General features: G+C 39.0%; 23 protein-coding genes and 2 pseudogenes. 22 read left to right on the top strand and 3 right to left on the bottom strand.

The features are described 5' to 3' along the window. Positions 1-369: 369 nt before the first annotated feature. The 4 genes from ACSU6B_RS22015 (at position 370) to ACSU6B_RS22030 (ending at position 4873) form a co-directional block, all read left to right on the top strand. On the top strand, positions 370-2535 hold the full coding sequence (locus ACSU6B_RS22015; protein WP_410888433.1) for a xanthine dehydrogenase family protein molybdopterin-binding subunit: 2166 nt from the start codon (positions 370-372) through the stop codon (positions 2533-2535). After that, positions 2519-2995 carry a (2Fe-2S)-binding protein gene (locus ACSU6B_RS22020; protein ID WP_308162634.1) on the top strand — a complete coding sequence of 159 codons (477 nt, stop codon included), beginning with the start codon at positions 2519-2521 and terminating at the stop codon, positions 2993-2995. The genes ACSU6B_RS22015 and ACSU6B_RS22020 overlap by 17 nt, the downstream gene beginning before the upstream one ends. Beyond that, the gene (locus ACSU6B_RS22025) at positions 2989-3861 is read left to right on the top strand and encodes an FAD binding domain-containing protein (protein ID WP_410888434.1); all 873 of its coding nucleotides are present in this window, start codon (positions 2989-2991) and stop codon (positions 3859-3861) included. Before ACSU6B_RS22020 ends, ACSU6B_RS22025 begins: the two co-directional genes overlap by 7 nt. 217 nt (positions 3862-4078) lie before the next feature. Further along, positions 4079-4873 (top strand): XdhC family protein, encoded by a 795-nt coding sequence (locus tag ACSU6B_RS22030; protein WP_410888435.1) that lies wholly within the window; start codon positions 4079-4081, stop codon positions 4871-4873. A gap of 395 nt (positions 4874-5268) precedes the next feature. Here the strand turns inward: ACSU6B_RS22030 and ACSU6B_RS22035 are convergent, their stop codons facing one another. Further along, positions 5269-5685, bottom strand: a complete 417-nt coding sequence (locus ACSU6B_RS22035; protein ID WP_410888489.1) for a MerR family transcriptional regulator — start codon at positions 5683-5685, stop codon at positions 5269-5271. A 382-nt stretch (positions 5686-6067) separates the two neighbouring features. On the opposite strand from ACSU6B_RS22035, the gene ACSU6B_RS22040 reads away from it, so the two are divergent. Continuing rightward, positions 6068-7108 carry an NAD(P)-dependent alcohol dehydrogenase gene (locus ACSU6B_RS22040; RefSeq protein ID WP_410888436.1) on the top strand — a complete coding sequence of 347 codons (1041 nt, stop codon included), beginning with the start codon at positions 6068-6070 and terminating at the stop codon, positions 7106-7108. Between the two features lie 155 nt (positions 7109-7263). Here the strand turns inward: ACSU6B_RS22040 and ACSU6B_RS22045 are convergent, their stop codons facing one another. Beyond that, positions 7264-8166, bottom strand: a complete 903-nt coding sequence (locus tag ACSU6B_RS22045; protein ID WP_410888437.1) for a LysR family transcriptional regulator — start codon at positions 8164-8166, stop codon at positions 7264-7266. Positions 8167-8359: 193 nt separating this feature from the next. Between ACSU6B_RS22045 and ACSU6B_RS22050 the strand changes: the two genes are divergently transcribed. The 12 genes and pseudogenes from ACSU6B_RS22050 to ACSU6B_RS22105 all read left to right on the top strand — a co-directional run bounded on the left by ACSU6B_RS22050 (position 8360) and on the right by ACSU6B_RS22105 (position 19797). Then, positions 8360-9445, top strand: coding sequence for an alpha/beta hydrolase (locus ACSU6B_RS22050; RefSeq protein WP_410888438.1), 1086 nt, complete (start codon positions 8360-8362; stop codon positions 9443-9445). Between the two features lie 182 nt (positions 9446-9627). Continuing rightward, the gene (locus tag ACSU6B_RS22055) at positions 9628-10374 is read left to right on the top strand and encodes an SDR family oxidoreductase (RefSeq protein WP_410888439.1); all 747 of its coding nucleotides are present in this window, start codon (positions 9628-9630) and stop codon (positions 10372-10374) included. Positions 10375-10532: 158 nt separating this feature from the next. Continuing rightward, positions 10533-11702 (top strand): MFS transporter, encoded by a 1170-nt coding sequence (locus ACSU6B_RS22060; RefSeq protein ID WP_410888440.1) that lies wholly within the window; start codon positions 10533-10535, stop codon positions 11700-11702. 627 nt (positions 11703-12329) lie between these two features. After that, positions 12330-12914, top strand: a pseudogene (locus tag ACSU6B_RS22065) (SDR family NAD(P)-dependent oxidoreductase); the annotation flags it as partial. A gap of 222 nt (positions 12915-13136) precedes the next feature. Beyond that, positions 13137-13877 (top strand): cytochrome P460 family protein, encoded by a 741-nt coding sequence (locus tag ACSU6B_RS22070; protein WP_410888441.1) that lies wholly within the window; start codon positions 13137-13139, stop codon positions 13875-13877. 85 nt (positions 13878-13962) lie between these two features. Then, the gene (locus tag ACSU6B_RS22075; RefSeq protein ID WP_410888442.1) at positions 13963-14664 is read left to right on the top strand and encodes a DUF4405 domain-containing protein; all 702 of its coding nucleotides are present in this window, start codon (positions 13963-13965) and stop codon (positions 14662-14664) included. Positions 14665-14795: 131 nt separating this feature from the next. Next, positions 14796-15371: a cyclophilin-like fold protein gene (locus ACSU6B_RS22080; protein ID WP_410888443.1), complete on the top strand. Its 576-nt coding sequence runs from the start codon at positions 14796-14798 to the stop codon at positions 15369-15371. A gap of 24 nt (positions 15372-15395) precedes the next feature. Next, positions 15396-16565 (top strand): annotated as a pseudogene (locus ACSU6B_RS22085) (MFS transporter). A 63-nt stretch (positions 16566-16628) separates the two neighbouring features. Next, complete coding sequence (locus ACSU6B_RS22090) at positions 16629-17336, top strand: SDR family oxidoreductase (RefSeq protein ID WP_410888444.1); 708 nt, start codon at positions 16629-16631, stop codon at positions 17334-17336. A gap of 256 nt (positions 17337-17592) precedes the next feature. Then, on the top strand, positions 17593-18654 hold the full coding sequence (locus ACSU6B_RS22095) for an NAD(P)-dependent alcohol dehydrogenase (RefSeq protein WP_410888445.1): 1062 nt from the start codon (positions 17593-17595) through the stop codon (positions 18652-18654). A gap of 68 nt (positions 18655-18722) precedes the next feature. Further along, the gene (locus tag ACSU6B_RS22100; RefSeq protein ID WP_410888446.1) at positions 18723-18902 is read left to right on the top strand and encodes a hypothetical protein; all 180 of its coding nucleotides are present in this window, start codon (positions 18723-18725) and stop codon (positions 18900-18902) included. 322 nt (positions 18903-19224) lie between these two features. Beyond that, positions 19225-19797, top strand: a complete 573-nt coding sequence (locus ACSU6B_RS22105) for a sugar O-acetyltransferase (protein WP_410888447.1) — start codon at positions 19225-19227, stop codon at positions 19795-19797. A 281-nt stretch (positions 19798-20078) separates the two neighbouring features. Here ACSU6B_RS22105 and ACSU6B_RS22110 read toward each other — a convergent pair whose 3' ends face one another. Then, positions 20079-20627, bottom strand: a complete 549-nt coding sequence (locus tag ACSU6B_RS22110; RefSeq protein ID WP_410888448.1) for a TetR/AcrR family transcriptional regulator — start codon at positions 20625-20627, stop codon at positions 20079-20081. A gap of 216 nt (positions 20628-20843) precedes the next feature. Between ACSU6B_RS22110 and ACSU6B_RS22115 the strand changes: the two genes are divergently transcribed. The 5 genes from ACSU6B_RS22115 (at position 20844) to ACSU6B_RS22135 (ending at position 25579) form a co-directional block, all read left to right on the top strand. After that, positions 20844-21602 carry a carboxymuconolactone decarboxylase family protein gene (locus ACSU6B_RS22115; RefSeq protein WP_410888449.1) on the top strand — a complete coding sequence of 253 codons (759 nt, stop codon included), beginning with the start codon at positions 20844-20846 and terminating at the stop codon, positions 21600-21602. A gap of 57 nt (positions 21603-21659) precedes the next feature. Next, entirely contained in the window at positions 21660-22832 is a 1173-nt protein-coding gene (locus ACSU6B_RS22120; RefSeq protein WP_410888450.1) for an MFS transporter, read from the top strand. A 272-nt stretch (positions 22833-23104) separates the two neighbouring features. After that, a complete protein-coding gene (locus ACSU6B_RS22125; protein WP_410888451.1) occupies positions 23105-23851 on the top strand; it encodes an SDR family oxidoreductase in 747 nt (248 codons plus the stop codon). A gap of 99 nt (positions 23852-23950) precedes the next feature. Beyond that, complete coding sequence (locus ACSU6B_RS22130; RefSeq protein WP_410888452.1) at positions 23951-24928, top strand: aldo/keto reductase; 978 nt, start codon at positions 23951-23953, stop codon at positions 24926-24928. Positions 24929-25387: 459 nt separating this feature from the next. Then, entirely contained in the window at positions 25388-25579 is a 192-nt protein-coding gene (locus ACSU6B_RS22135; protein WP_308162046.1) for a Fur-regulated basic protein FbpA, read from the top strand. The last annotated feature ends 157 nt before the right edge of the window (positions 25580-25736 follow it).

The following is a 25736-nucleotide window of genomic DNA, read 5'->3' on the forward strand; positions in this document are numbered from 1 at the left end:
AAGGAGTAGAGCCTTTTTTTCTGTTGTTCAGTAATGGGTAGCTTTAACATAATAAGGAACAAGATTAAAAAGCCTAAAATATACAAGTTATCATACACAACTTGTATATTTTGGCTTTTTTTAATTAGTGGTTTAAATCTACCTTGACTAATTGAAACGGAAAAGAACAAGCAAGTTAAATGAAAATACTTTGTCAAAAATTCTAACATAAATAGGTAAAGCTGCCCGAAATAAAAATATAATTAAAAACAACGATATTCTTGAAAGAAATTAATCATAAAATATCTTTCACATTTATAAAATCGAAAGAAGAGGTTTCTCTATTTATAATGTGTCCGCTATAAAAAATGAGTCGAAGGGTGTTGTGCAATGAGTCTCAAAGACATAAGTACCTCAGTGCCCAAAAAGGATCATACAGGAAAAGTATCGGGCCAGCTGCCCTATATTAGTGACGTAAAAGTGGAAAATATGGTTTATGGTGTTTTGGTTCGGTCTCAGATTGCATATGGAAAAATCATCTCCATCCAATTACCAAACCTTCCGGAAGGATATGAAGCGGTTGGAGCAGAGGATATCCCTGGTCCGAATTATGTCAAAATTATCAAAGAAGATCAGCCCATTTTTGCCAATGAGTGGGTCAATTATATTGGTGAGCCAATTCTGATGCTCATAGGAGAAGACCTGAATATCTTGTACCGTTTGTTAAATGAAGTAGAGATTGAATTTGAAGAACATCCGCCTATCTATACATTGGACGAAGCGATCAAACAAAAATCTGTAGCCGGGGTCAATATGGCTAGCTATGAATTTGGAGAAAGCTTAGAGATCATTTCGGCGATCGAGCAGAAAGCCCATCAAATCATCGAAGAAGAATATGATACGGGTTATCAGGAGCATGTCTACCTTGAGCCACAAGGAATGCTCGCAATTTATAAGAAGGATGAAATTGAAGTCCAGGGATCAATGCAATGTCTTTATTATATAAAAAATGCCTTGCTAAGCGCATTAGCCTGTGCTGACGATGATGTAAGAGTGGTTCAAAGCCCTACTGGCGGAGGTTTTGGCGGCAAAGAAGACTTTCCCTCGATGATGGCGTGTCACGTAGCTGTTGCAGCAAAAGCAGTCAAAAAGTCGGTGATGCTTGTGTTCGACCGTTCGGAGGATATGGTGGTTACCACAAAAAGGCATCCGGCCAAACTCAACTATCGAACGGCCCTTGATAAGGAAGGAAATATTTTGAGCCTGTGTGTTGAAATCTATCTCGATGGCGGAGCGAATGTGGGTTTGAGTTCTGTCGTGCTGCAGCGCGCCTTAATAAACAGTGCCGGCGTTTATAAAATTCCGCATTTTCATGCAAAAGGCTATGTCTTAAAAACCAATACCGTTCCGAATGGCGCCTTCAGAGGCTTTGGTGCTCCACAAAGCTTTGCCGGAATCGAAAGTCATATGGGCCATCTTAGTAAACTAGCAAACTTCGACCCGCTTGAATATAAGCGAAAATACCTCGTTAAACAAGGAGACCCCACCATCACCAAAGGTATATTCCGCGACCCCATATTAATGCAAGAGATGATTGAGGACCTGCTCAACACGTCGGAATACAAAAAGAAGAAAGAGGAGTTTCAGCGTTTCAATCAACAAAATCAGCGTTATAAAAAAGGCATCGGAACTTCGCTGTTCCTCCACGGCTGTGGATTTACAGGCAGTGGCGAAAGGGACCATATTAAAGCAACGGTGAAGCTGGTTAAATCAAAGAACGACCAAGTATCGCTAAAAATCTCAAATTCTGATATGGGACAAGGCATTTTAACAACGATGTGTAAAATTGTCGCCAAAGAACTAAACCTCCCGTATGAAGATGTTTTGTACCCTTATCCTGATACAAAAGAGGTTCCAGACTCTGGTCCGACCGTCGCCTCCAGGACGACGATGATTGTCGGAAAATTGCTGGAACGGGCCGCAAAAAACCTTAAGGATAAGTGGCAATCAGGGGTGGAACAGGAAGTAGTGGAGCATTATGTTCACCGTGAAATGATCCCTTGGAACGAGTTGACCTTCACGGGAGATGCTTACCCGGCTTATTCCTGGGGTGTGAATTTCGTTGAGTTGGAAGTGGATATCTTAACAGGAAATGTAAAGTTAGAAAAAGTATACGGCAATTATGAAGTAGGGAAGGTCATCGATGAACGGATTATGAAAGGCCAAATTGACGGTGGTTTGGCTCAAGGATTAGCGTACGGATATTTAGAAAAGATGACGTCAAAGCAAGGCAAGATCCAACAAAAAAGCATTTCGGATTATGGACCGCCGACTTCATTGGACGTTGTTCCAATCGAAAGTAAAGTCTTTGATAACCCTTATGCTGACGGTCCATACGGGGCAAAGGGCGCAGGTGAATTGACGTTAATCGGCGGCGCTCCAGCAGTCCAGGCTGCGATCGAGGATGCACTGCAAACTTCTTTTCAGCAAATTCCGATAACACCGGAAGTCATTATTGAAAGTCTGTGGATGAAAGAAGGTGAAGAGGTTGATTAAATTCACACTAAATGGAAGACCCGTAGAAACAGACGCCCCTGCTACAGCAAGATTACTAGATTTATTAAGAGATGAGTTTGAGTTAATCGGAACAAAGGAAGGCTGTGGTGAAGGCGAGTGCGGAGCATGCAGTGTTTTTGTGAATAACCTCCTGCAAAACAGCTGCCTTATTCCCATTGGCTCGATTACTGGTGCCGATATTCAAACGATAGAAGGTATACTTGAAACGGAACAATTTAAGATTTTAGATGAGAGCTATAGCTTAGCAGGGGGAGTGCAATGCGGTTATTGTATTCCGGGGATGATTATGGCAAGCGCAGCTTTGTTATCGAAAAATCCTCATCCGTCAGAGGCTGAAATCCGTGAAGGTATTTCTGGAAATCTGTGCCGATGTACGGGCTACAATATGATAGTTGATGCGATCAATGAGGCAGCTAAAAAAGGTGATGGCATATGGTAGAGAAAATAACAACTACGTATCGCTTCGATCGCCTAGACCAAACGTTGAGCCAATTGAATAGAGAAGAGTGTACAATCATGGCTGGCGGCACCGATGTCATGGTTCTTCACAATAGTGGAAGGGGAGTACCTCTGAAACTCCCAAAACCGCTTGTTTTTATTGATCATCTTTCCGAATTAAAGAGGGTGTATCAAAATCAGAAGGATCTCCACATCGGGGCTTGCTGTACCTATAGTGAATTACTTAAACATCCGTTAATCCCGGTACCATTAAAGAACGCCATTAAAACCATTGCGGCCCCGGCAATAAGAAACAGAGGGACATTAGGTGGGAATATTTGCAACGCCTCTCCAGCCGGTGACACACTTCCTTTATTATATGTTTACAATGCAAAGCTTTTGTTGCGCTCCGTAAATGGTGATCGAATGGTTGCGATTAGCGATTTTATTCAAGGTCCACGAAGGGTGCAGCGTTATCAAAATGAGATATTGGCTGAAATTATATTGCCGTCCGTATTAGCAGATGGTGCACATGTCGTTTTTGAGAAAGTCGGCAACCGCAACGCAGATGCCATTGCCAAAGTAGGGTTTGCAGGATATATCCGGATCAATGATGCTCGAATCGAAGATGTGCGCTTTGCCTTCGGGGCAGTCGGACCTACAATGGTTCGTTCCATTGATATTGAAAGGAAGCTGGTTGGAAAAACCATACCATTAGCGAATGCAGACATCGCTCAGGTTGTAGCAGCCTTTGATAAAATCATTCGACCAATCGACGATCAGCGCTCCACGGCGACTTACAGAAAAACCGTTGCGTTAAACCTTTTACGTTATTTCCTTAGCATGAAGCAATATCAAGCGAATTAATGTTTAGGCATGTTAAACTATCCTGTTGATTTCCGCTCCAGGCACTTCGCTTTCCGCGGGCGGTCGCTGATCCTCCTCGGCGCATTCGCGCCTGTGGGGTCTCACCCTGACCTGCTAGTCCCGCAGGAGTCTCGTGCCTTCCGCTCCAATCAACAGGGTTAGAAAATCAACAATAATTACTAACACAGCCAATGTTTAAGAAAGGGGAGAGCTATTCATGCTTCTGATGGAAAAAGTGGCCATGCTGAACCGTCAAAACGATACCTTTGCACTAGCCATGATCATTGAATCAAAGGGCTCGACTCCCAGGCATGTTGGAAAAATGATTGTTTACCGTGATGGTACGATTGAAGGCACTGTCGGAGGGGGCTTAGCTGAACACTATATCATCGAAGAGAGTGTAAAGGCGCTCCAAATGGGTAAATCGAAAATCGTTGAATACAAATTAAATAGACATGCAAAAGATGGAATTCAAATGAGTTGTGGGGGAACGTTGAGGGTGTTTATTGAGGTCTATACCAGCAGGCCTGAACTCGTTCTGGCTGGAGCCGGTCATTTAGCCTATGCGTTATCAAAGCTTGCTGATTCCCTTGAATATCCTTATTGCATTGTCGATGATCGCGTGGGCTATTGTACGAAGGAACGCTTTCCGAATGCGACGAACCTTTTTGTGAACGAAGATATTGGAGAGGCCTTACTGGCAGCCAACCTAAATGAAAAGTCATATGTGGTGATAGTTACAAAAGATGCTGATGATATGGTCTTAAAGACAGCACTACAATTTCCGATTGCCTATGTTGGGATGGTTGCCAGCAAACGCAAGGTCATACACATATTTGAAAAGTTAAAAATTGAAGGGGTCACGCAAGAACAGTTAGATCAGGTCCATTCCCCAATCGGTTTGGAAATGGGCTCGGAAACAACAGCAGAAATTGCCATTAGTATTATCGGTGAAATCATCAAAGTAAGCAAGGAAAACAAGCCTGTAAAAGTGAAACAGTTAAATAGATAAGTAAAAGAAGTAACAGCGGAACGGATTTAATGCATCATTTTTAAAGGTAAAAAGCCTTATAGGTCAATGCTTTGTGTAATTCAAAGCGTTGGCCTTATTTGTTATTTTTATCCATTTGGTAAATGGTAGGTCTCTATACTTTTCTTAAGATATTAAACAATATGGATTGATTTGTTCAATAATCAACAAATTGCAAATTTAACGATTGCATGCATTCTGTTGCTATTAATAATTCTAAGTTACGTGTGAAAGAAGGGCCTTTAGGAAAAGGCCCTTCACAATAAGAGTTAAAGTTAAGTTCAAGTCAAACAAAAGACTCAAATTAAAAAGTTCTCCATTCTTTAATTAAATCATGGCATTATAAATTTTTCTATATATATACAGGTGACTTTCTGTTAATTTGAAATGGAGATTCCTATTTTAGCATTTTTATGAATATCTTCCGTTCCGGCATCTAATGCAGTCTTGTAATATAAGCATTTATGCTCGATAACTTCCATTGTTTTTTTTAGTTCATCCATCTGTGCTTCAACATGAGCTTTTCGGTCTAAAAACATGTCATATCTTTGTTGCAACGTAGAATTCCCATCAGAACACCAATCAATGAAAGTTTTAATTTCCTTAATAGGCATCCCGGTTGCTTTCAGACATTCAATTACTTTTAAAGCTTCGATATCGGATTCTTTAAACACTCGTATTCCGCTGGGTGTCCGTTCTACAAAAGGAATTAGACCCTCCTTGTCGTAGTAACGTAAGGTATAAACTGTTAGATTTAATTCTTTTGCAACTTCGCTTATTGAATATGTCTTCATCATTTTTCTCCTATTCTTAATGATATAGACTTCGAGTTAACTCTATGAATGAGGAGATTTTATCATGGTATTTTCATAATGTCAAAGTCACCTTACAGGAAATTATAACTTTTCTTTGTTTTATGGAGAAATACTTAGTAATAAAAGAATATAGAAGTTATAGGCCTATTGACAGTTGGTTTGAAACCATTGTGGTCAGGGGATCTTCAAAAATAATCTAAACTAATCTCTTGACCTAGAGTTAACTATAAGGATTAATATGGTTTTGCAAGAGAAAAAAGTAAGGATAGAAGAGAATAAAGGGCAATTTTAACCTTAGTTCATTATTTCTATCAGTTACAAGCCATTCTCTTGAAAAATATAAATTATTGGAGGTTTTTTTATGATAACTGCTAAAGCGCGAGCTGTAGACGGTCCAGACAAACCGTTTCGAGCTGCTGAAATTAAAAGACGAGACCTTGATTTGCATGATGTTCTGATTGAAATTAAATATGCAGGCATATGCCATTCTGACATCCATACTGCTCATGGCGAATGGGGTCCCGTGAACTATCCACTCGTACCTGGGCACGAGATTGCGGGTATTGTCACAGCTGTAGGAGCAGAGGTCACAAAGTACAAGCTCGGTGACCGGGTAGGGGTCGGATGTATGGTTGACTCCTGTGGCGAATGTGAAAATTGCCGTAAAGGAGAAGAACAATACTGTCTCAATGGAAATGTACCCACCTACGCTGGTGTTGACAAATACGGCGAGCCAACTCAAGGTGGTTATTCTACCCACATTGTCGTAACTGAGGATTTCGTAGTCAGAATACCTGATAGCATTGAGCTTGACGCGGCAGCACCATTACTTTGCGCAGGTATTACAACATATTCTCCACTAAATCATTGGGAAGCTGGACCAGGTAAGAAAGTAGCGGTTGTTGGAATGGGAGGTCTTGGGCATATGGCTGTTAAAATTGCACATGCCATGGGCGCCGAGGTAACCGTTCTATCACAATCATTAAAGAAAAAGGATGATGGCTTGGAATTCGGCGCTGACAACTACTATGCCACAAACGACCCAGAAACATTCGAGAAACTTGCCGGATCGTTTGACTTAATTATTAACACTGTAAGTGCAAAAATTGACATTAATGCTTATTTCTCACTGCTAACGCTGGATGGTACACTGGTCAATGTCGGTGCACCGGCGGAGCCGTTGTCAGTTAACGTATTCTCACTTATCGGCCATCGCCGATCATTTGCAGGATCAATGATTGGAGGCATCCGTGAAACTCAGGAGATGTTAGATTTCTGCGCAGAACATAACATTGTTCCTAAGATTGAAGTAATTTCAGCCGACCTAATTGACGAAGCATACGAACGCGTATTAGCTTCAGATGTGAAGTATCGATTTGTGATTGACACCAGCACAATTTGAGTTAAATGATAAATTCTAATGTTAGTTTCGAGGGATGTCCAAAAAGCCTAGCTTTTTGGACATCCTTTTATATATGTTGCTTCAAAGTGTATTCATACTACTCTCTTATTTTTTGAAAATGGATTTTACGGACCAAACAGAAGTGGAGGCTTTCGTCAATTTAAGGTATTTGAAAATTTCGACTGAATTACTTTTAAAAACATATCAGCAGCAGCGGAAAAAACTTGATGCTTTTTCCAAACAATATTTAAGCCAGATTCAAGTCTTGGCTCTAGCGGTCTAAAGCAAAGGTTACTATTACTAGACGTATTCACTATTTTATCAAGAGTTATTGCATAACCAATGCCCTCATCAACCATAATGGCAGCATTATAGGCAAGATTGTAGGTAGTCACGACGTTTAATTTATCAAAATCTTCACCAAACCAATCCGCAAATTCATTTTTGGAAAATGTCTGTTTCATTGCCTGTCGTGAACAGATCAGCGGAACATTTAATAAATCCACTGCTTGAATGGAATCTTTGTAGGCAAGAGGACTGTCTTTCCTCATAACAACGCCCCAAACATCTTTACCAGGTATATTGAAATAATTGTATTTTGATAAATCAGCTGGTTGAATTAAAATACCAAAGTCAAGCAATCCCTTATCAAGCCTTTCGGTCACATCGTCTTCGTTTCCGCTGTAAAGGTGATACCTGATATTGGGGTAACTTAACTGTAAATCTTTTACTACCCGTGCAATCTGTCGCATAGCATCTGTTTCCCCACCACCTATGAAGACATCACCACTTATTGTTTCTTCCATGGAACTAAACTCTGTCTCTAATTTATTGACCATATCTATGATTTCTTCTGCTCTTTTTCGCAGAAGCATTCCTTCATCTGTAAGAAAAATACTGTGACTACTGCGAATAAATAATTTTTTCCCTAACTCTTGTTCAAGGTCTTTTAATTGTCTTGACAAGGTTGGCTGTGTAACATGCAAAAATTCAGCAGCAGCCGTCATGCTTCCTTCTCTTGCAACAGTAAGAAAATAGCGCAAAACTCTAAATTCCATATAACACTCCTCCTTTATAATGGTTTAGTATATACGTTTCAGATATGCCCATCAAGCATATCTTGATATAAGATATAAGTAATTGCTATATACAAGGGGTACGCTAGAATAAATACAAAGGAGTTACTATGATGGCTTATACCACAGAAGAAAATCCTTTAATTATCCGGATGTGAAAGGGTGTTACTTTAAAATGAAAAAAAAATCTATTATCACGCGTGTACTCACAGTGGTAGTACTGGGCTTGCTTTTATCCGCGACCATCGTTGCATCTACGACCGGCGTTGACGCTGCATACACGCCGGACATGTCCAATGGAGCAGACAACTTTTACAAGAGCAACAAGGTAACTATGAAGAAAGTTGAGTTTAAAAATCAATACAACATGAATGTTGTAGGGAATCTTTTTATTCCCAAAGGTTTGAAGAAGAACACGAAAAATCCCGCGATCATTGTCGGGCATCCTATGGGCGCAGTAAAAGAACAAAGTGCGAATTTGTATGCCCAGAAAATGGCTGAACAGGGATTCGTTACTTTGTCCTTTGATTTGTCTTTCTGGGGAGAGAGTGAGGGTCAGCCTCGCAACGCTGTTTCGCCGGATATCTACGCCGAGGATTTCAGTGCTGGGGTGGATTTCCTAGGCACCCGGCCGTTTGTTGACAGGGATCGGATTGGTGTTCTCGGGATTTGTGGCAGCGGGAGCTTTGCCATCAGCGCAGCCAAGATCGACCCGCGCATGAAAGCCATTGCGACAGTCAGTATGTACGACATGGGTGCCGCCAACCGTAACGGGCTTAAACACTCGCAGACTCTCGAGCAGAGAAAGAAGATTCTCGAAGAGGCAGCGGAGCAACGCTATGTGGAGTTCACAGGCGGTAAAACCAAATACACCGGTGGGACAGTACATGAACTAAATGAAAACACTGACCCCATCCAGCGTGAGTTTTATGACTTCTACCGCACTACAAGAGGTGAATTCACTCCCATGGGCTCGTCACCTGAACTCACGACACACCCGACGCTTACTAGTAACGTCAAATTCATGAATTTTTACCCGTTCGCAGACATAGAGACGATTTCTCCTCGTCCCATGCTTTTCATTACGGGTGAAAACGCACATTCCAGAGAATTCAGCGAAGACGCCTACAAACTGGCGGCCGAACCGAAGGAACTCTACATTGTTCCTAGCGCAGGTCATGTGGATCTGTACGACCGGGTGAATTTAATCCCTTTTAACAAGCTCGAGTCCTTCTTCACAGAACATCTGAAGAAAAAATAAGGCTTGTGTTGGAAGATCGCAGAGAGCTTTGCGTGAAACCGATGTGTGAATCCTGCATATCTTGTCGGGATTCACACCTTTTTGTCTGAATAGAATTCCAAACTTTAATTAAGTGAAGTCAATGTTGGCCATTATACAACAAGAATTGTTTTCAATACTAATAAGAAAGGGAGTTATTAATTATGTCTAATATTCAAGATAAAGTTGTTATTATTATGGGTGCATCAAGTGGGATTGGTGAAGCAACTACCAAGAAGCTTGCACAAGAAGGAGCAAAATTAGTCATTGCGGCTCGTCGTGAAGATCGCTTGAAAGCACTTGTTGAATCATTGCCAAATGCTGAAATTTCATATGCAGTTGCAGATGTAACGAATAAAGAGGAAGTACAAGCTGTTGTATATTTGGCAGTTGAAAAATATGGTCGTGTAGATGTACTCTACAACAATGCTGGAGTCATGCCAACTGCTCCACTTTCAGAAAAACGTTTTGATGAATGGCGTCAAATGTTAGACATCAATATCATGGGTGTATTAAATGGGATTGCGGCGGTTTTACCTTTTATGAAAAAACAACAATCCGGTCATATTATTGCAACTGATTCCGTAGCTGGACATATTGTTTATCCAGGGTCTGCTGTATACTGTGGGACTAAGTTTGCAGTTAGAGCGATTATGGAGGGATTGCGCCAGGAAGAAAGAGAAAATAATATTCGTTCAACTATAGTTTCACCAGGTGCTGTAAGTACTGAACTTTATACAACAATTAATACTCCTGAAGATCGAGAATGGGTAAAGAATCTTATGGGTACAGGAGAGGGTCTTTCTTTGAAATCAAGCGATATCGCAGACGCAGTAGCTTATGCGATTAGCACACCTGAGACTGTTTCGGTAAGCGAAATCCTGATTCGTCCAACGAAACAAGTTATCTAATAAATGTAACAATGAACAAAATGATTCGGGGATGCCACAAATGATCTTATTATATTAGGTAAGATTGAATCAGGAAAAGAAAACTTTGAAAATATTCATGGTGATTTAACAGTTCATATTGAAAAAGTCGATTAAAGGAAGAGGGTTGGAGGAACTCTGTGCAAAAACAAAATAATTTCCTCATATTTATATTAACCATAGGGGCTTTCGGCATCATAAATACAGAAATGGGGGTTATAGGGATATTACCCTACATTGCCGATCACTTTCATATCAGTGTATCTAAGGCCGGGTGGCTGGTGAGCCTCTTCGCACTTACTGTTTCAATATCTGGTCCAACTATGCCGTTATTATTTTCGGGGATAAATCGCAAGAAGGCAATGTTACTTGTACTTGGTATTTTCGTTCTAGGAAACATTGTCGCTATATTTACATCTAACTATGCCATTGCAATAATTGCGCGTGTAATTCCGGCCATTTTTCATCCCATTTATTTTTCAGCAGCTTTTACTATGGCCGCTAACTCAGTTCGGAAGGAAGAATCTCCAAAAGCTGTTTCAAAAGTTTTTATTGGAGTATCTGCGGGTATGGTACTTGGTGTACCAATCGCAAGTTTTCTTGCTAGTACAGTTTCGTTTCAAATATCAATGTCATTTTTTGCTATCGTGAACGCTATAGTATTTATTGCTATATTAGTAATTTTCCCTTCTATGCCTGTTAAAGAAAGACTTTCTTACGGAGAACAGGTAAGCGTATTAAAAAAACCAATTACTTGGCTTTCCATTGTTGCTGTCATTTCACTAAATTCAGCAGTATTTGGGGTGTATAGTTATCTTGCTGAGTATCTTAAAACTGTTACAAATACCTCTGGGAAATTAATTAGTTTAATGTTAGTCATATTCGGGGGGGCAAATATTATTGGAAACATCGTGGCAGGGAAGTTACTTACTAAAGATGCCATCAAATCTGTAGTATCCTTTCCTTTTGCATTGGGAGCCGTTTACATCCTTTTATTCTTATTAGGACAATTTACTTTACCTATGGCAATCATTACTTTAGTTTGGGGAATATTGGCTGGTATAGGAACTAATATTAATCAATATTGGATTACGTCGGCAGCTCCAGAAGCTCCTGATTTCGCCAATGGATTATTTTTATCGTCCGTTAACTTAGGAACAACAATTGGTACAGCTGTAGGTGGATTATTTATTTCAGAATTAGGTACACAATACGTCGTAATAGTGGGTTTATTATCGTTGGTATTAAGTTTGGCATTTATTATGTTAAGAAACTACATGTATACTCCTACAAAACAACTTTCTAGATAAGGTATTCATTCGACAATCTATAACAGTTTTCTAGTAATTATTGATTTATCATCCCTGATGAAGCCTGGGAGCGCGAACTAGCTTCAGATGTCCGGTATCGATTTGTGATCGACATCAGCACGATGGGGAATGAATAACGAGTATTCCTAGTAATAAAAAATTAGGGGGCATGCCTACACTGGTGTGCCTCTTTACTTGATGGAAACACGGTTTAATTGTCTTGACAAGGTTGGGTGTGTAACATGAAAAAAACAGCGGCACCCGTAACGCTTCCTTCTCTGCACAACTAGAAAATAGCGCAAAACTCTAAATTCCATCTAACAATTCTCCTTTATAATGTTTTAGTATATACGTCATGAAATACTCATTAAGCATATCATGATATGAGATATAAGTATTGGCTATATCAAAGGACCGTAGCTAGAATAAATAGTATTAACAATAGTAGAAAAGATGGTGTTTAGTGTGTCTACTATAAAAGATAAAGTTGTTGTAATTATGGGTGCATCAATTGGAATTTGAGTAGCGTCGGTTGCGGTTAGTGAAATCATCATCCGTCCGACACAACAAGTGGATTAATAGGTCTTTCTATAAAAATAAAATCAAAAACAATTCAGGAACGCAGGCAACTTCTATGGCGGATTCTTCGAGGAGCTGACCCCACAGCAGATTGAACGACAAATTAATACCAATCTCTATGGTCCAATGAACGTCACCCGCGCCGTATTGCCTGTGATGCGTAAGGCTCGTTCCGGACATATCATTTCAATCTCTTCTCTAGCGGGGTTAGCTGGATTTGAATACAATGCCGCTTACTGTGCTTCGAAGTTCGGTCTTGAAGGTTTTATGGAGTCGTTACATCAGGATGTAGCTCCATACGGAATAAAAACCACCATTGTAGAACCAGGCTTTTTCCGTACCGAACTTTTAGAGCCAGAATCAACATTCCTTGCTGAGCCATCTATCGATGACTACTCCGAGCGTAATGCACAATACCAGGCTTTCTGGAAAGAAAAAAATGGAAATCAGGAAGGCGATCCAGTCAAGCTTGCAAAGGCTCTAATCAACATCGTAAGTCAGGAAGAACCACCTTCTCGCTGGATCGCTGGTGCAGATGCTATCGCTGGTGCAGAGCAGAAAGTTGCAGAGCTTCTTAGTCAAATCAATGCCTATCGGGACCTTTCTATATCCCTTTCTTACGAGGATGCATAAGCTTTCAGACGAAAGTCAACCGGGTTCGTTGGGAAGTATCTTTAATAATCAAAAATATAGTGCAAGTTTACATTGCGTTAAGTGAAATCATTATTCGTCTAACGAAACAAGTTAACTACCATCTTAAGACAAAGATGTTCAACTTGGATTAGTAGTCAGATAGAGTCCCAGTCACAATGAATTTACAAGACATTAAAACGAAACTTGGAGGAGGAAAACGGTATGAAAAAACGATTAATTAATTCATTTGCATTGCTTCTAACCCTCATCCTTACTGCTTGCAACGACAATGATACTGAAATAAAGGTCATTTCTCAAGAAGAAGAAAATTCCTCTGTGGCTAAGTCTGGGGAATACGCAGAGATTGGCTCTGGGGCTAATCTTGTTAAATTCCCTAAAGACCTTGAAAAGGGGATCGTGTTTGCCACTTACGATCGAGGAGATATTCATGAAGACATCTATATAAATAGGAAGGAAGCAATTGAAGCAGTGCAGAACGGAAAGGAGCTTCCGAGCGGCACCATTATCACTCTCGTTGGATATAAGGATGGAAAGATAGAACACTATTTAGTGATGGAAAAGCGTACCGGCTGGGGTTCCCAATATTCGCCGGAAGAACGAAATGGGGAATGGGAATACCAGCATTTTACCCCAAACAGAGAAGTGGCTGAAGATAATATTGGACGTTGCTTTTCCTGCCACGCAAATCAGGAAAGGGATCAATATATAAATTCGTTAGATCAAATGAAAGAGTTTGATTTAGGGGAAGTTACAAGCTCGAAGAACAGCAATTTAGAATCCCTAATCGCAGAAATCCCTACAGATCACTGGAAGGTAACTGCTCATATGAAGAATTCTAAGGATGTAAATAACGAAGATAGTAATTTAATAGATGAAGAGGAAAATGCGAAAAAAATTCAGGATGTTCTGTTGAAGATGTATTTACAGCAATATGATAGCTAATGGTTGTGTTGCTGTTAAAAGATTTTTAGATTCACACAATGGGACATAATCTAGTGATAAATAGGAAATAGAAGAGGTGAATGCTTTGAATCGCAAGATGTTATTCAAGCTAGTAAATGACGTTGTTATGACAGTTCTCATGTTGATAGCAATGGCTTACTATATTACTGGAAATACAATTCATGAATTCGTTGGTGTTGTGGTACTTATATTATTTATCGTCCATAATTTTTTAAATGGACGTTGGTATAAGCTGATTTTAAAGGGAACGCATAATTTAAGGCGCATTTTACAAATAGCAATCAATCTACTTTTTCTAGTAACTATGGCGATGATGATGATTAGTGCTGTGCTAATTTCAAGTGATTTATTTCCCTATATTCCTATAAAAAACGACATGACCCTACGGCAATTACATGTTCAGACTGCCTATTGGGGATTTATCATCATGGCAGTACATGTAGGATTTTCCTGGGGGATGATTATCAATTCAGTGCGGAGGATGAAGGGAATTACCTGTACTAGCCGTATTCGCACCATTGGGTTGCGTATTTTGGCGGTGTTAATTGTTGCCTATGGGGTGCATGCTTCCTTCGAAAGAGAAATGGGTTCAAAGCTAATGATTTATAATCCATTTGGTAGTTGGTCGAATGATAATTCTATTATCACTTTTTTAATTGACTACTTATCTATTATGGGAATCTATGTTTGTGGGACACATTATGCTTTGAAATTTATTCAAAAGCAGGAAACACAGAACAGAAAATCTAAAATAGCCTTAAAGTGAAGGATATCAAATATTTTTGGACCGGTTTTTTAGGCATAGGTTCAGGTAGGAGCATTTATAATGACTTCAAGATTTTTGATTATTCTTCATGTTATATTCAAAGCATTGGTACGGATTAATGAGGAGGAGAAATGGTGGGAAAAGGGTTTAAATTCACACTTTTGTCTATATTGGGGATTTCAACGTTTCTTACAGCTTGCGGAAGTAGTAATAATGGGAGTGAAAACAATGATAATGTTACTCCAAATAAAAATTCAAGTGGTGAACAAATAGTTAAAATCGATGTGCAGAACAAACAGAATAATAAGGATTCAACAATTGATAATGGAGGTTTAGTTATTATGGAAGATGTTAAAGTCAAATTGACATTTAACAATGAGGAAGTAATGGTGAATATGTATGATAATTCAGCAAGTAGAGATTTTTTAGCTCAATTGCCGTTAACGATAACATTAGAAGATTATGTAGGTAAAGAGAAAATTAGTGTGTTACAAAAAAGATTATTGGCAGATCATGTGCAATCCGGAAACCAACCAAAAAAAGGAGACTTTGCTTATTATTCTCCTTGGGGAAATTTAGCTATTTTTTATAATGGTTTAGCTGATGCCACAAATGATCTTATTATACTAGGTAAGATTGAATCTGGAAAAGAAAACTTTGAAAAAATTAATGGTGATTTCACAGTTCATATTGAAAAAGTCGATTAAAGGAAGAGAGTTGGAGGAATTTTCTTGCAAAAACAAAATAATTTACTCACATTTATATTAACCATCGGAGTCTTCGGCATCTTAAATACAGAAATGGGGGTTATTGGGATATTGCCTTCCATTTCTGATCACTTTCATGTCAGTATAGCAAAAGCAGGATGGCTTGTGAGTTTTTTTGCCCTTGTTGTTGCAGTATCTGGTCCAACGATGCCTTTATTGTTTTCAGGGATCAATCGGAAGAAGGTCATGTTACTGGTACTAGGTGTTTTCGTTTTGGGAAATATTGTATCCATAGTTACATCTAACTTTACCATTCTATTAATGGCTCGGATTATTCCAGCCTTTTTTCATCCCATTTATTGTTCGTTGGCATTTACAGTAGCGGCTGCCTCAGTAAGTAAAGAAGATGCTCCAAAAGCTGTTTCCAAAGTATTTATAGGAGTATCTGCCGGTATGGTAGTCGGTGTACCAATCGCAAGTTTTATTGCTAGTGCAACTTTTTTACAAATGGCGATGGTGTTCTTTGCTATTGTAAATATGTTGGCATTCGTTGCTACCTTACTATTTGTACCCTCTATGCCTGTTAAGGAAAGACTTTCTTTCTGAGCACAAATTTCGGTATTAAAAAAATCTATTACTTGGCTTTCGATTGTGTCTGTCATTTTATTAAACTCAGCCGTATTTGGAGTTTATAGTTATCTTGCAGATTATCTGAAAACTGTTACGAATATGTCTTCCAATACTATTAGTCTAATATTATTCGTATACGGCGGAGCCAATATTATTGGAAGCATTGTCGCAGGGAAGTTACTTACTAAAAATGCGATCAAATCTGTAGTGACATTTCCTTTTGCATTGGGAGTTGTTTACATCCTATTATTCTTTTTTGGACAATTTACCGTACCAATGGCTATCATTACTTTAATTTGGGGAATTTTAGCTGGAATAGGGGGCAATATTAACCAATATTGGATTACGTCTTCAGCTCCCGAAGCTCCTGATTTCGCAAATGGCTTATTTTTAACATCCGTTAATTTAGGAACAACATTTGGTGCAGCTGTAGGCGGGTTAATTATATCGGATATGGGTACACAATACGTCGTATTCGTGGGATTCCTATCATTGATACTAAGTTTGGTAACTATTTTACTTAGAAACTACATGTTTACTCCTACACAACAACTTTCAAAATAAGGAGTATCCCTATTAGGATTTTTAGATGCCACTCTATCGGATAACGAGAACGGGAGGAATTAAATGTCACACGATAAACAAGTTGCACTGGTCACCGGCGGGAATCGAGGTATTGGATATGAGCTGGTTAAACAATTGGCGTTGTATGGTTTTAAGGTCATTTTGGCAAGTCGTGACCCAGAAATGGGTCATGAAGCTGCGCAAAGACTTAAGGAATCAAATCTGGACGTTTCGTTTGTGGTGATGGATGTAGATAATCAAGAAAGCATCCATCAAGCTGCAATTACAGTAAATGAGCGGTATGGAAGATTAGACGTATTGATTAATAATGCTGGCGTGTATCTGGAGGAAAATAAAAAGTTAGTGGCAATGGACCCTTCCGTTCTGGAGAGAACAATGACAACCAATTTCTTCGGTGCTTACTATTGTGTCCGTTCCTTTATTCCCCTCATGGAAAAACAAGGCTATGGGAGAATCATTAATGTTTCTTCAGAATATGGGGCGATGAGCGAGATGTCTTATCAAGGAGTAGGCGCTTATAAGTTGTCTAAATTTGCCCTAAATGGATTGACACGATTGGTAGCAGCAGAAATCAATGGTGATATCAAAATAAATGCAGTCGATCCGGGATGGGTGAGCTCAGATATGGGTGGACCATCTGCTCCAAGAGCTCCTAAGCAAGCAGCTGAGTCTATCCTGTGGTTAGCGACAATTGGACCAGAAGGACCAAACGGGGGATTCTTCAGAGATGGAAAACGAATCGATTGGTAACAATACTGAGCAAATGATTTTGTGAAGTGTGGTTCGGCGAAACCATAATTTGCAATTGATATTAACTCTACTTTTAACATTGTTGGAGAAACAAAATTAGTAAAGATAATGGATAATTGGATTTATTTAGTCTAAAAATGAAAAAATCCTATAAAAGTATGTAGTTATAATTGTGTATAGGGAACAGGAAAAGGGTAAATCTATTATTGTTAATCGAATTATTCGGTGATAGCAAGAAAGGATTGTGTTGTCTTTTATGTCTAATAATCAAAAAAACACAATTACGACGGGTGTTCTTAGTGCTCCAAAAGCAAAAGCACCTTTCGAACGCACTACCATAGAGCGGAGAGAATTAAGACCTGACGACATCTTAATTGATATTAAATTTAGTGGTATTTGTCATTCAGATATTCACAGTGCCTATGATGAATGGGGCGGTGGAATATTTCCAATGGTTCCTGGTCATGAAATTGCAGGAGTTGTGGCAGCAGTGGGACCAAAAGTTATAAAATTTGCTGTTGGGGACCATGTTGGTGTTGGTTGTTTTGTTGATTCGTGCGGAGAATGCGAATACTGCCAGAGCGGTGAAGAGCAATTTTGTACGAAAGGTGTTATCGGCACATATAATTCATTAGATTATGATGGTAATCCAACTTACGGTGGATATAGCCAAAAAATCGTTGTGAAGGAAGATTTTGTTGTCCGTATTCCAGATGCATTAGGTTTGGATGTAGCAGCTCCGTTATTGTGTGCAGGTATCACTACATACTCACCCTTGAAACACTGGAACACAGGTTCAGGTAAAAAAGTTGCCATTGTGGGTGTAGGAGGCCTTGGACACGTAGCGGTTCAGTTTGCACATGCCTTGGGTGCCGAAGTAACTGCATTGAGCCAAAGTATGAAAAAGAAAGATGAGGCAATAAAGCTGGGTGCGGATCATTATTATGCAACCAGCGATCCTGCTACATTCAAAGAGTTGGCTGGTCGATTTGACCTAATATTAAACACAGTTTCCGCAAATCTAGATGTTGATGCGTATTTATCTATGCTTCGGGTAGATGGAACTCTTGTAAATGTCGGTGCTCCAGCTGAGGCTGATAAGTATCATGTTTTTTCTTTAATCATGGGTCGTCGTAGCATTGCTGGATCACTTGTAGGTGGAATTCGTGAAACACAGGAGATGCTAGATTTTGCTGCTAAACACGGTATTGCTCCTATGATCGAAATCATCCGTGCTGAACAAATAAATGAAGCATATGAGCGTATTCTACGTAGTAATGTACGCTATCGTTTCGTCATAGACATATCAACCATGTAAAGTTTCTCTATTTTTATGTGCTTAATCAACTCGTTATGTCCATCATTCTAATACTAAGGAGGCCTCACATGAGCCAAGAGAAAAACTTTTCTCCTAACAATGTAAATTTCGCAAAATTTGTCCAAAATCACACCGACAAACATAATAACAATGAACAAATTTTAAGCAACGTGAATAGTGAGTTTGCTACTGAAAATGATGCTCAATTCATAGCTAACAACAATGTTAAAAATGATGCACAACAATAATGACTCTTTGGAAAATAAACCGCTTCTGTAGAGGCGGTTTTCTTACGTCACTATTATTGGCTTCAGTAAATTTCTTCTTAAAGGACATAGAAAAACTGGACGATGCTGGGTTTATGGATGAATTATGTAACAAAATGAAGAATTATTAGGTGAAGCACTTGCACAAGTAAGAAGGAAAACCCCGTAGCAGAAGATTTTGCGCAAGCAGTTGCTTACGTAATTGATACACCTGACAGAGTATCTGTTTGTGATATGATTATTCGCCCAACAAAACAACCAATATAATTAGAGTAGTAGCAAATAAGGATAGGTGTTTTAAAAAATGGACATGAGGGATTTTATAGATTTTTGTAAGAAGGGCAATCCAATTTCAGGTGAGGATAAAGAATTACATGGGCTATTAAAACAATGTAGTTATGAAGCCCAAAGGATAACTATGGTATTGAATACTACCTATCATTCAAGAGAAGAAATAGTAGAGATATTTAGTGAACTGACAGGTACCAAAGTTGATTCTTCTTTTATGTGTTTTCCGCCATTTTATACAGATTTCGGTAAAAATATCACTATTGGAAAAAACGTGTTTTTTAACATAGGTTGTTCATTTCAAGATAGAGGTGGTATTAGTATAGGAGACGGTTCAATGATCGGTATGAATGTCACGATTGCTACACTTAATCATGGGTTATCCATAGAAACAAGAAACATAACATACTCCTCTCCAGTGATAATTGGCAAGAACGTATGGATTGGGTCAAACGCAACAATACTACCAGGTGTAACGATTGGTGAAAATTCAGTTGTTGCGGCAGGAGCAGTTGTCACTAAGGATGTCCCGAAAAATACCGTTGTTGCAGGAGTACCGGCAAAAGTCGTAAAAGAAATTAATAATTAATTTAAAGTGATCAACTGTCCCATTTAACACCTTTGGGGCAGTATTTTATTGTTTAAAGGGGTTGTATTTTTGGTGGCAGGATTACGATGGCGGCAATGGTGGCTTCCAATGAAGAGATAGAAGCGGGTGCAAAGGCTTATGTAGAGAACGTGTTTAATCCAAAGTTAAGTAATTATTAAAAGCATAAAGATAATCACCAATTTTAAAAAAGCCAATTATGCAACCTGAGTCCTGTATAGTTAGGGACTCAGGCTTTTTGATTCTTTTGGAACCTTGAGTAATTATTCAAAATTCCTATCTAACAAAGCCCCCGTTTGTTCGGCCATGACACGAGCTGGCAAAGGCATTCCATTCTTGAACCACCATTCAACTGCCCCAACGATCGCTGAGCCAAAAAATTGAAGAATAACCTCTTCATTTAACCCGTGATTTTTTCCTTCTTTTATATCCACTTCACCCTTATATTCTTCAATGACTAAATCAAGAAACCGACTACGAAAATAAGGAGCACCTTTACTCGCTAACATGGTAGAAAAGAATAAGTAATTATGCTCAAAGTAGTCGAACCAGACATAATTTCCTTCTTGAAACGTCATTTCAGCTGCTGATTGGCAAAGTTCTCGGAGATTGTTTATATGTTCTTCTATCATTTTATCCAGTAGATCATATTTATCCGTGTAATGAAGATAGATTGTTCCTCGATTAACATCTGCTCTGTCAGCAATATCCTGAATGGTAATGTCGTCAAAACTTTTTTCAGACATCAGTTCAATAACAGCATTTTTTATAGCTATTTGGCTTTTAGCTATTCTTCTATCTATTCTAGCCATTTTCATTCACCAATCTTTCTAAAGATAATCAACAATTATAATTGATTTGTTGAGTAATCAACGAATTGCGTTATTTTAACCATTGAACGTAATAAGAATCTTTTTATAATTATAAACAGATGTTGATTAATCAATCAATATTAATTTTTAAAGCATTATGTTTAGCTACCGTTTGGAATAATAAAAGAAAATTAACTTCATACAGGAGGATTATTTATGGACCGAGTTGAAAAGAGCAAGGAAAAATACAAACAACTATTTGGTAATGGAGTACCAGCCACGTACGCTACCGATCCTGATTTTCAGGACATTCTTAGCCGCTTTATTTTTGGAGAAGTTTTTTATCAAGGTAACCTAGATGACAAGCAACGTGAGCTAATCACTCTTGTAGTGCTTGCAACCAACCAAACGTTACCTCAACTGAAGGCACATGTCATCGCGGCATTGAATGTTGGGTTTACACCTGTAGAAATCAAAGAGGCCGTTTATCAGTGTGCTCCATACATTGGATTTCCCAAAACATTAAACGCCATCAATGAAGTCAATGAGGTTTTCAAAGCAAAGAATATCGCTTTACCAATTGAAAGCCAAAAGACTGTAGATGAAGATAATCGTTTCGAGAAAGGACTTGCTACTCAAGTAGAGATTTTTGGTGAAGTCATTGCAAAAATGCGTGAGGCTGCTCCAGCAAATCAAAAGCACATGCAGGAATATCTTTCCGCTTTTTGCTTCGGAGATTTCTACACTCGTGGCGGACTTGATTTGAAAACACGGGAGTTGTTGACACTCTGTATTATCAGTACGCTGGGTGGTTGTGAAAGCCAAGTTAAGTCACATGTGCTGGGTAATAAAAATGTCGGCAATGACAAGGAAACATTGATCACTGCCATCACCCACTGCCTCCCATATATGGGCTTTCCGAGAACACTAAACGCATTAAGTTGTGTAAATGAAGTTATTCCCGAAAATGAATGAAAAATTTAACGATAGGAAGTTGTATCAGGAATCTTTGAGGGGTGAAAAGGAATCAATATGAAAAACACTTTGAAAATTTACCTGTTGGCCTTGATTACCTTTATGGTGAGTACATCGGAGTACGTTATTGCAGGTATTTTGGATAAAGTCGCTGCCTCGAATAATGTTTCGGTATCAGTAGCTGGACAGCTGATCACCGTATTTGCTCTTGCTAATGCGTTCGGATCCCCACTTGTCGTAATGGCGACGACAAAAATGAATCAGCGAAAGTTAATGATGCTTTCTCTTGCTTTAATGGTGCTCGGCAGCGTGATGACAATCACCCTTCCTGGCTTCGGTTTTCTTATTGTCTCTCGCATTATACTTGCTCTAGGAAGTGGAGTTTTTGCCATTGCTGCCAAGACGGCCGCAGCAAAATTAGCCCCACCTGAAAAACAAGCAGGGGCTATTGGCACAGTTATACTTGGATTTAGTGCTGCTATCATCATCGGCGTACCAATTGGCCGTGTTGTTGCCACCGCATACGATTGGAAGCTAATCTTCGTCGGAATCGGTGTTCTTAGTTTACTAGCAATCTTCGTTATCATGCGTGCAATTCCTGCCACAAATAACGGGGTGGCCGTCCCTCTGGGCAAGCAACTCTCTTATTTAAAAAACCCGAAAATCTTAATGGGCCTAGGTGCAACGTTCTTTTGGCAGCTAGGATATGGGGTGATGTATTCGTATATTGCTCCATTCCTATTAACCGTTACATCCATAAGCGGACGAGAATTGAGTGGTGCCTTGTTTGCCTTCGGTATCGCTACCTTAATAGGTTCCAAGTTTGGTGGAATCATGACGGATCGGATTGGTAACCCTAGAACTCTTGTCACAGGTTTAGTTGTCCACGTTATAGCTTTAGTGTTGCTATCTACTATCGCTAGTTCAACCCTTGTCGCCATTCCGTTGCTTATGCTATGGTCCTTCTCGGCATGGTCATCTGGCCCAGGTATGCAGTATAACCTGGTTTGGCTTGCTCCAGAAGCGTCAGGAATTATGCTTAGTCTGTATGGCTCCTTCATACAGTTGGGGATAGCTGCGGCAGCAGGGATTGGGGGTATAGCAGTAAGAAGTACATCCGTTCATGCAGTTAGTTGGATCGGAGCTGTATCAGTCGCCATTGCCGCAATTATCTCAGCGGTCTCGTTTAGTCTTAGTAGTAAACTCAGCAATTACGAAAGAGCCATTTAATGGATGGGTAATATGAGTAGAATAAACAATTTAGAATGATTTGTTCAATAATCAACAAATTGCGTTAAATTAACGATTGAAATAATTATGTCCTTTGTATAATTATAAACAGATGTTGATTAATCAAATAGTATTGATTTTTTACTAGGATTTAATTTAGCAACTTCGAAATATAGAGTTGAATTAAATTTAAGTAGGATTTTTATGTAACGTGTTGAAAGAGCAAAATAAAAAAGGTTATTACTGAAAATGAAGAAAGGGTGTTATTTAATATGTCTAATATTCAAGATAAGGTTGTCATTATTACGGGTGCTTCTTCTGGGATTGGAGAGGCAACAGCAAAAGAACTTGCATCAAAAGGCGCGAAGTTAGTTCTAACGGCTCGTCGGGAAGACCGCTTAAAGAAATTGCAAGAAGAGATTCAAAATAATGGCGGACAAGCAATTTATAAAGTGACAGATGTGACTTCTCGTAAACAAATGGAGGAACTAGCCGAATATGCTCTTAATGAGTTTGGAAAAATCGACGTATTAGTGAACAATGCTGGAATCATGCCGCAAGCTTTTCTTGCTGAAAATAAAGTTGACGAGTGGGATAAGATGATTGATGTAAACATCAAAGGTGTGTTGTATGCCATTGCTGCCATTGTTCCATCTATGAGAGAACGCAAATCCGGTCATGTAATAAATCTTTCTTCGGTAGCTGGACATAACATCTACCCTGGCGGAACGGTTTACTGCGGAACAAAATTTGCAGTTAAAGCAATTTCTGAAGGCTTACGTCAAGAAGAAGCAATGAGTGGTACAAATATCCGTGTTACAAATATTTCTCCAGGTGCAGTTACCAGTGAACTTTTAGAAACTACAACGGACCAAACGATGAAAGCAGGATTAGATGAATTTTACAAAATTGCAATGGATGCGGACAGCATTGCTCGTGCGATCTCCTTTGCCATTGAGCAGCCAGCAGATGTTGGTATTAATGAAATGATTATCCGACCAACAGTTCAAGTAGGTTAAATTTTATCTCTTTAGCTGCCACATTTGGACTACATGGATGTAACATAACGTGATTAACATTCATTTAACAAAAGAACGAATAGATTTTGGAGGTACAATATGGAATATCGCACAGTAGGAAAAACAGGAATTCAGGTTTCAAATTTATGTTTTGGTGCAATGTCTTTTGGCGGAGACGCTGATGAAGAAACATCTAAAGCGATGTATCAACGTTGTCGGGAAGCCGGTATCAACTTCTTCGATACTGCCGATGTGTATGGGCGTTCTGAGGAAATTTTAGGTGAATGCATCGCACATGAACGTGATTCAATTGTCCTGACAACAAAAGTGTTCTGGAACACGGGTGCTGATGTGAATGCTAGTGGCTTGTCCCGAAAACATATGATGCAAGGAATTGAAAATAGCCTGCGTCGTTTAAAGACGGATTATATTGATTTTTATTTCGTCCATGATTTTGATGAACAAACTCCAATCGAGGAAACGCTACGGACACTCGATGACTTTCAGCGTCAAGGAAAGATTCTTTACCCAGCAGTAAGCAATTGGGCAGCATGGCAAATCACTAAAGCATTAGGAATTTCTGCAAAAGAACAACTGGCTCGTTTTGAATTGATCCAACCTATGTATAACCTTGTTAAACGCCAAGCAGAGGTTGAAATCCTACCAATGGCTGCTTCCGAACAAATTGGAGTCATTACTTACAGCCCACTTGGTGCTGGACTTCTTTCAGGAAAATATGGAGTGAATAAACGTCCTGAGCAGGGCCGCCTTGTACAGAATGCCCGCTATGGTGACCGTTACGGTGCCGATGATGATTTTGTTACGGCTGAACAGTTCACCAAATATGCACAAGAACATGATGTGAAACCTGCAACTTTAGCAGTTGCTTGGGTAATGGCTAATCCTGCTGTTACTGCTCCTATCATTGGTGCACGTAAATTAGACCAATTAGATGATTCATTAGCAGCGGCTGATTTTAATATGACAAATGAAATGTACGCTGAAATTACCAATTTATCAAGGACACCTTCACCTGCAACGGATCGAACAGAGGTATTAACTGGTAAATGGAAGTAAGGACGAAATAGGTCTTTATTAAAATGGTTAAGAAGGATGTATTATGTGTACACTCTTCTTTTTTAACGATTTAAATATTGATGTTCACTTATTTTGTGAAACGAATGAAAACCAAAAAGGAGCCGTCCTTTTGGCATCAAATGTAATATGTTGAAACATATAAAAGTTAATAGAATGTGAGAAACATCTAATGGAATATGTAAAACCGGGGGATATGACGAACAATTTGTTTCCGATTGGCACAAATTATTAATCGAAAAGTTATAAATATTTAACCGATTGGGTCCATACCGCTTGTCATTGAAAATCGCGAAGGCACTGTCATGATGATAGTGTCTTCTTTATTTAATTTTAATTCATACTTTACTGATAGGAATTGTTGGTTTATAATAAAATTAATCTAATAAATGAAATTAAAAGTGGTTGTATTCAAGGGAAAGTTTTTGTAAAACTAAGGGAGTGTTTCTGTTGAGGAATAATGATGAAAAAAAGCGACAAAAACTTATCAATAAATTAATTTTTTTAAACGTCTATAACAAAGACGATCAAAAGCTTTATGAGTTGCCACTATCGAAATTAGAATATGAGTATAGAAGATTTAAATTACAAAACCATCCGCATGGTGAGTTTGGATCTATTCAGTGGATATAAAATAAATATGGTTACGTTACATTAGACTATAAGGTATTTCCACACCTGCGGTCTTTTTTTGGCAAGTAAATTAAAAAATTCAATGTTGGGGCAGATATGAAGAAGAAAAGTTGAATTTTTAGTCTATATAAAGTATTATTTACTGTCTTCCGGACAA

The organism is Neobacillus sp. C211 (assembly GCF_051842875.1).
Taxonomy (GTDB): Bacteria; Bacillota; Bacilli; order Bacillales; family Cytobacillaceae; genus Neobacillus.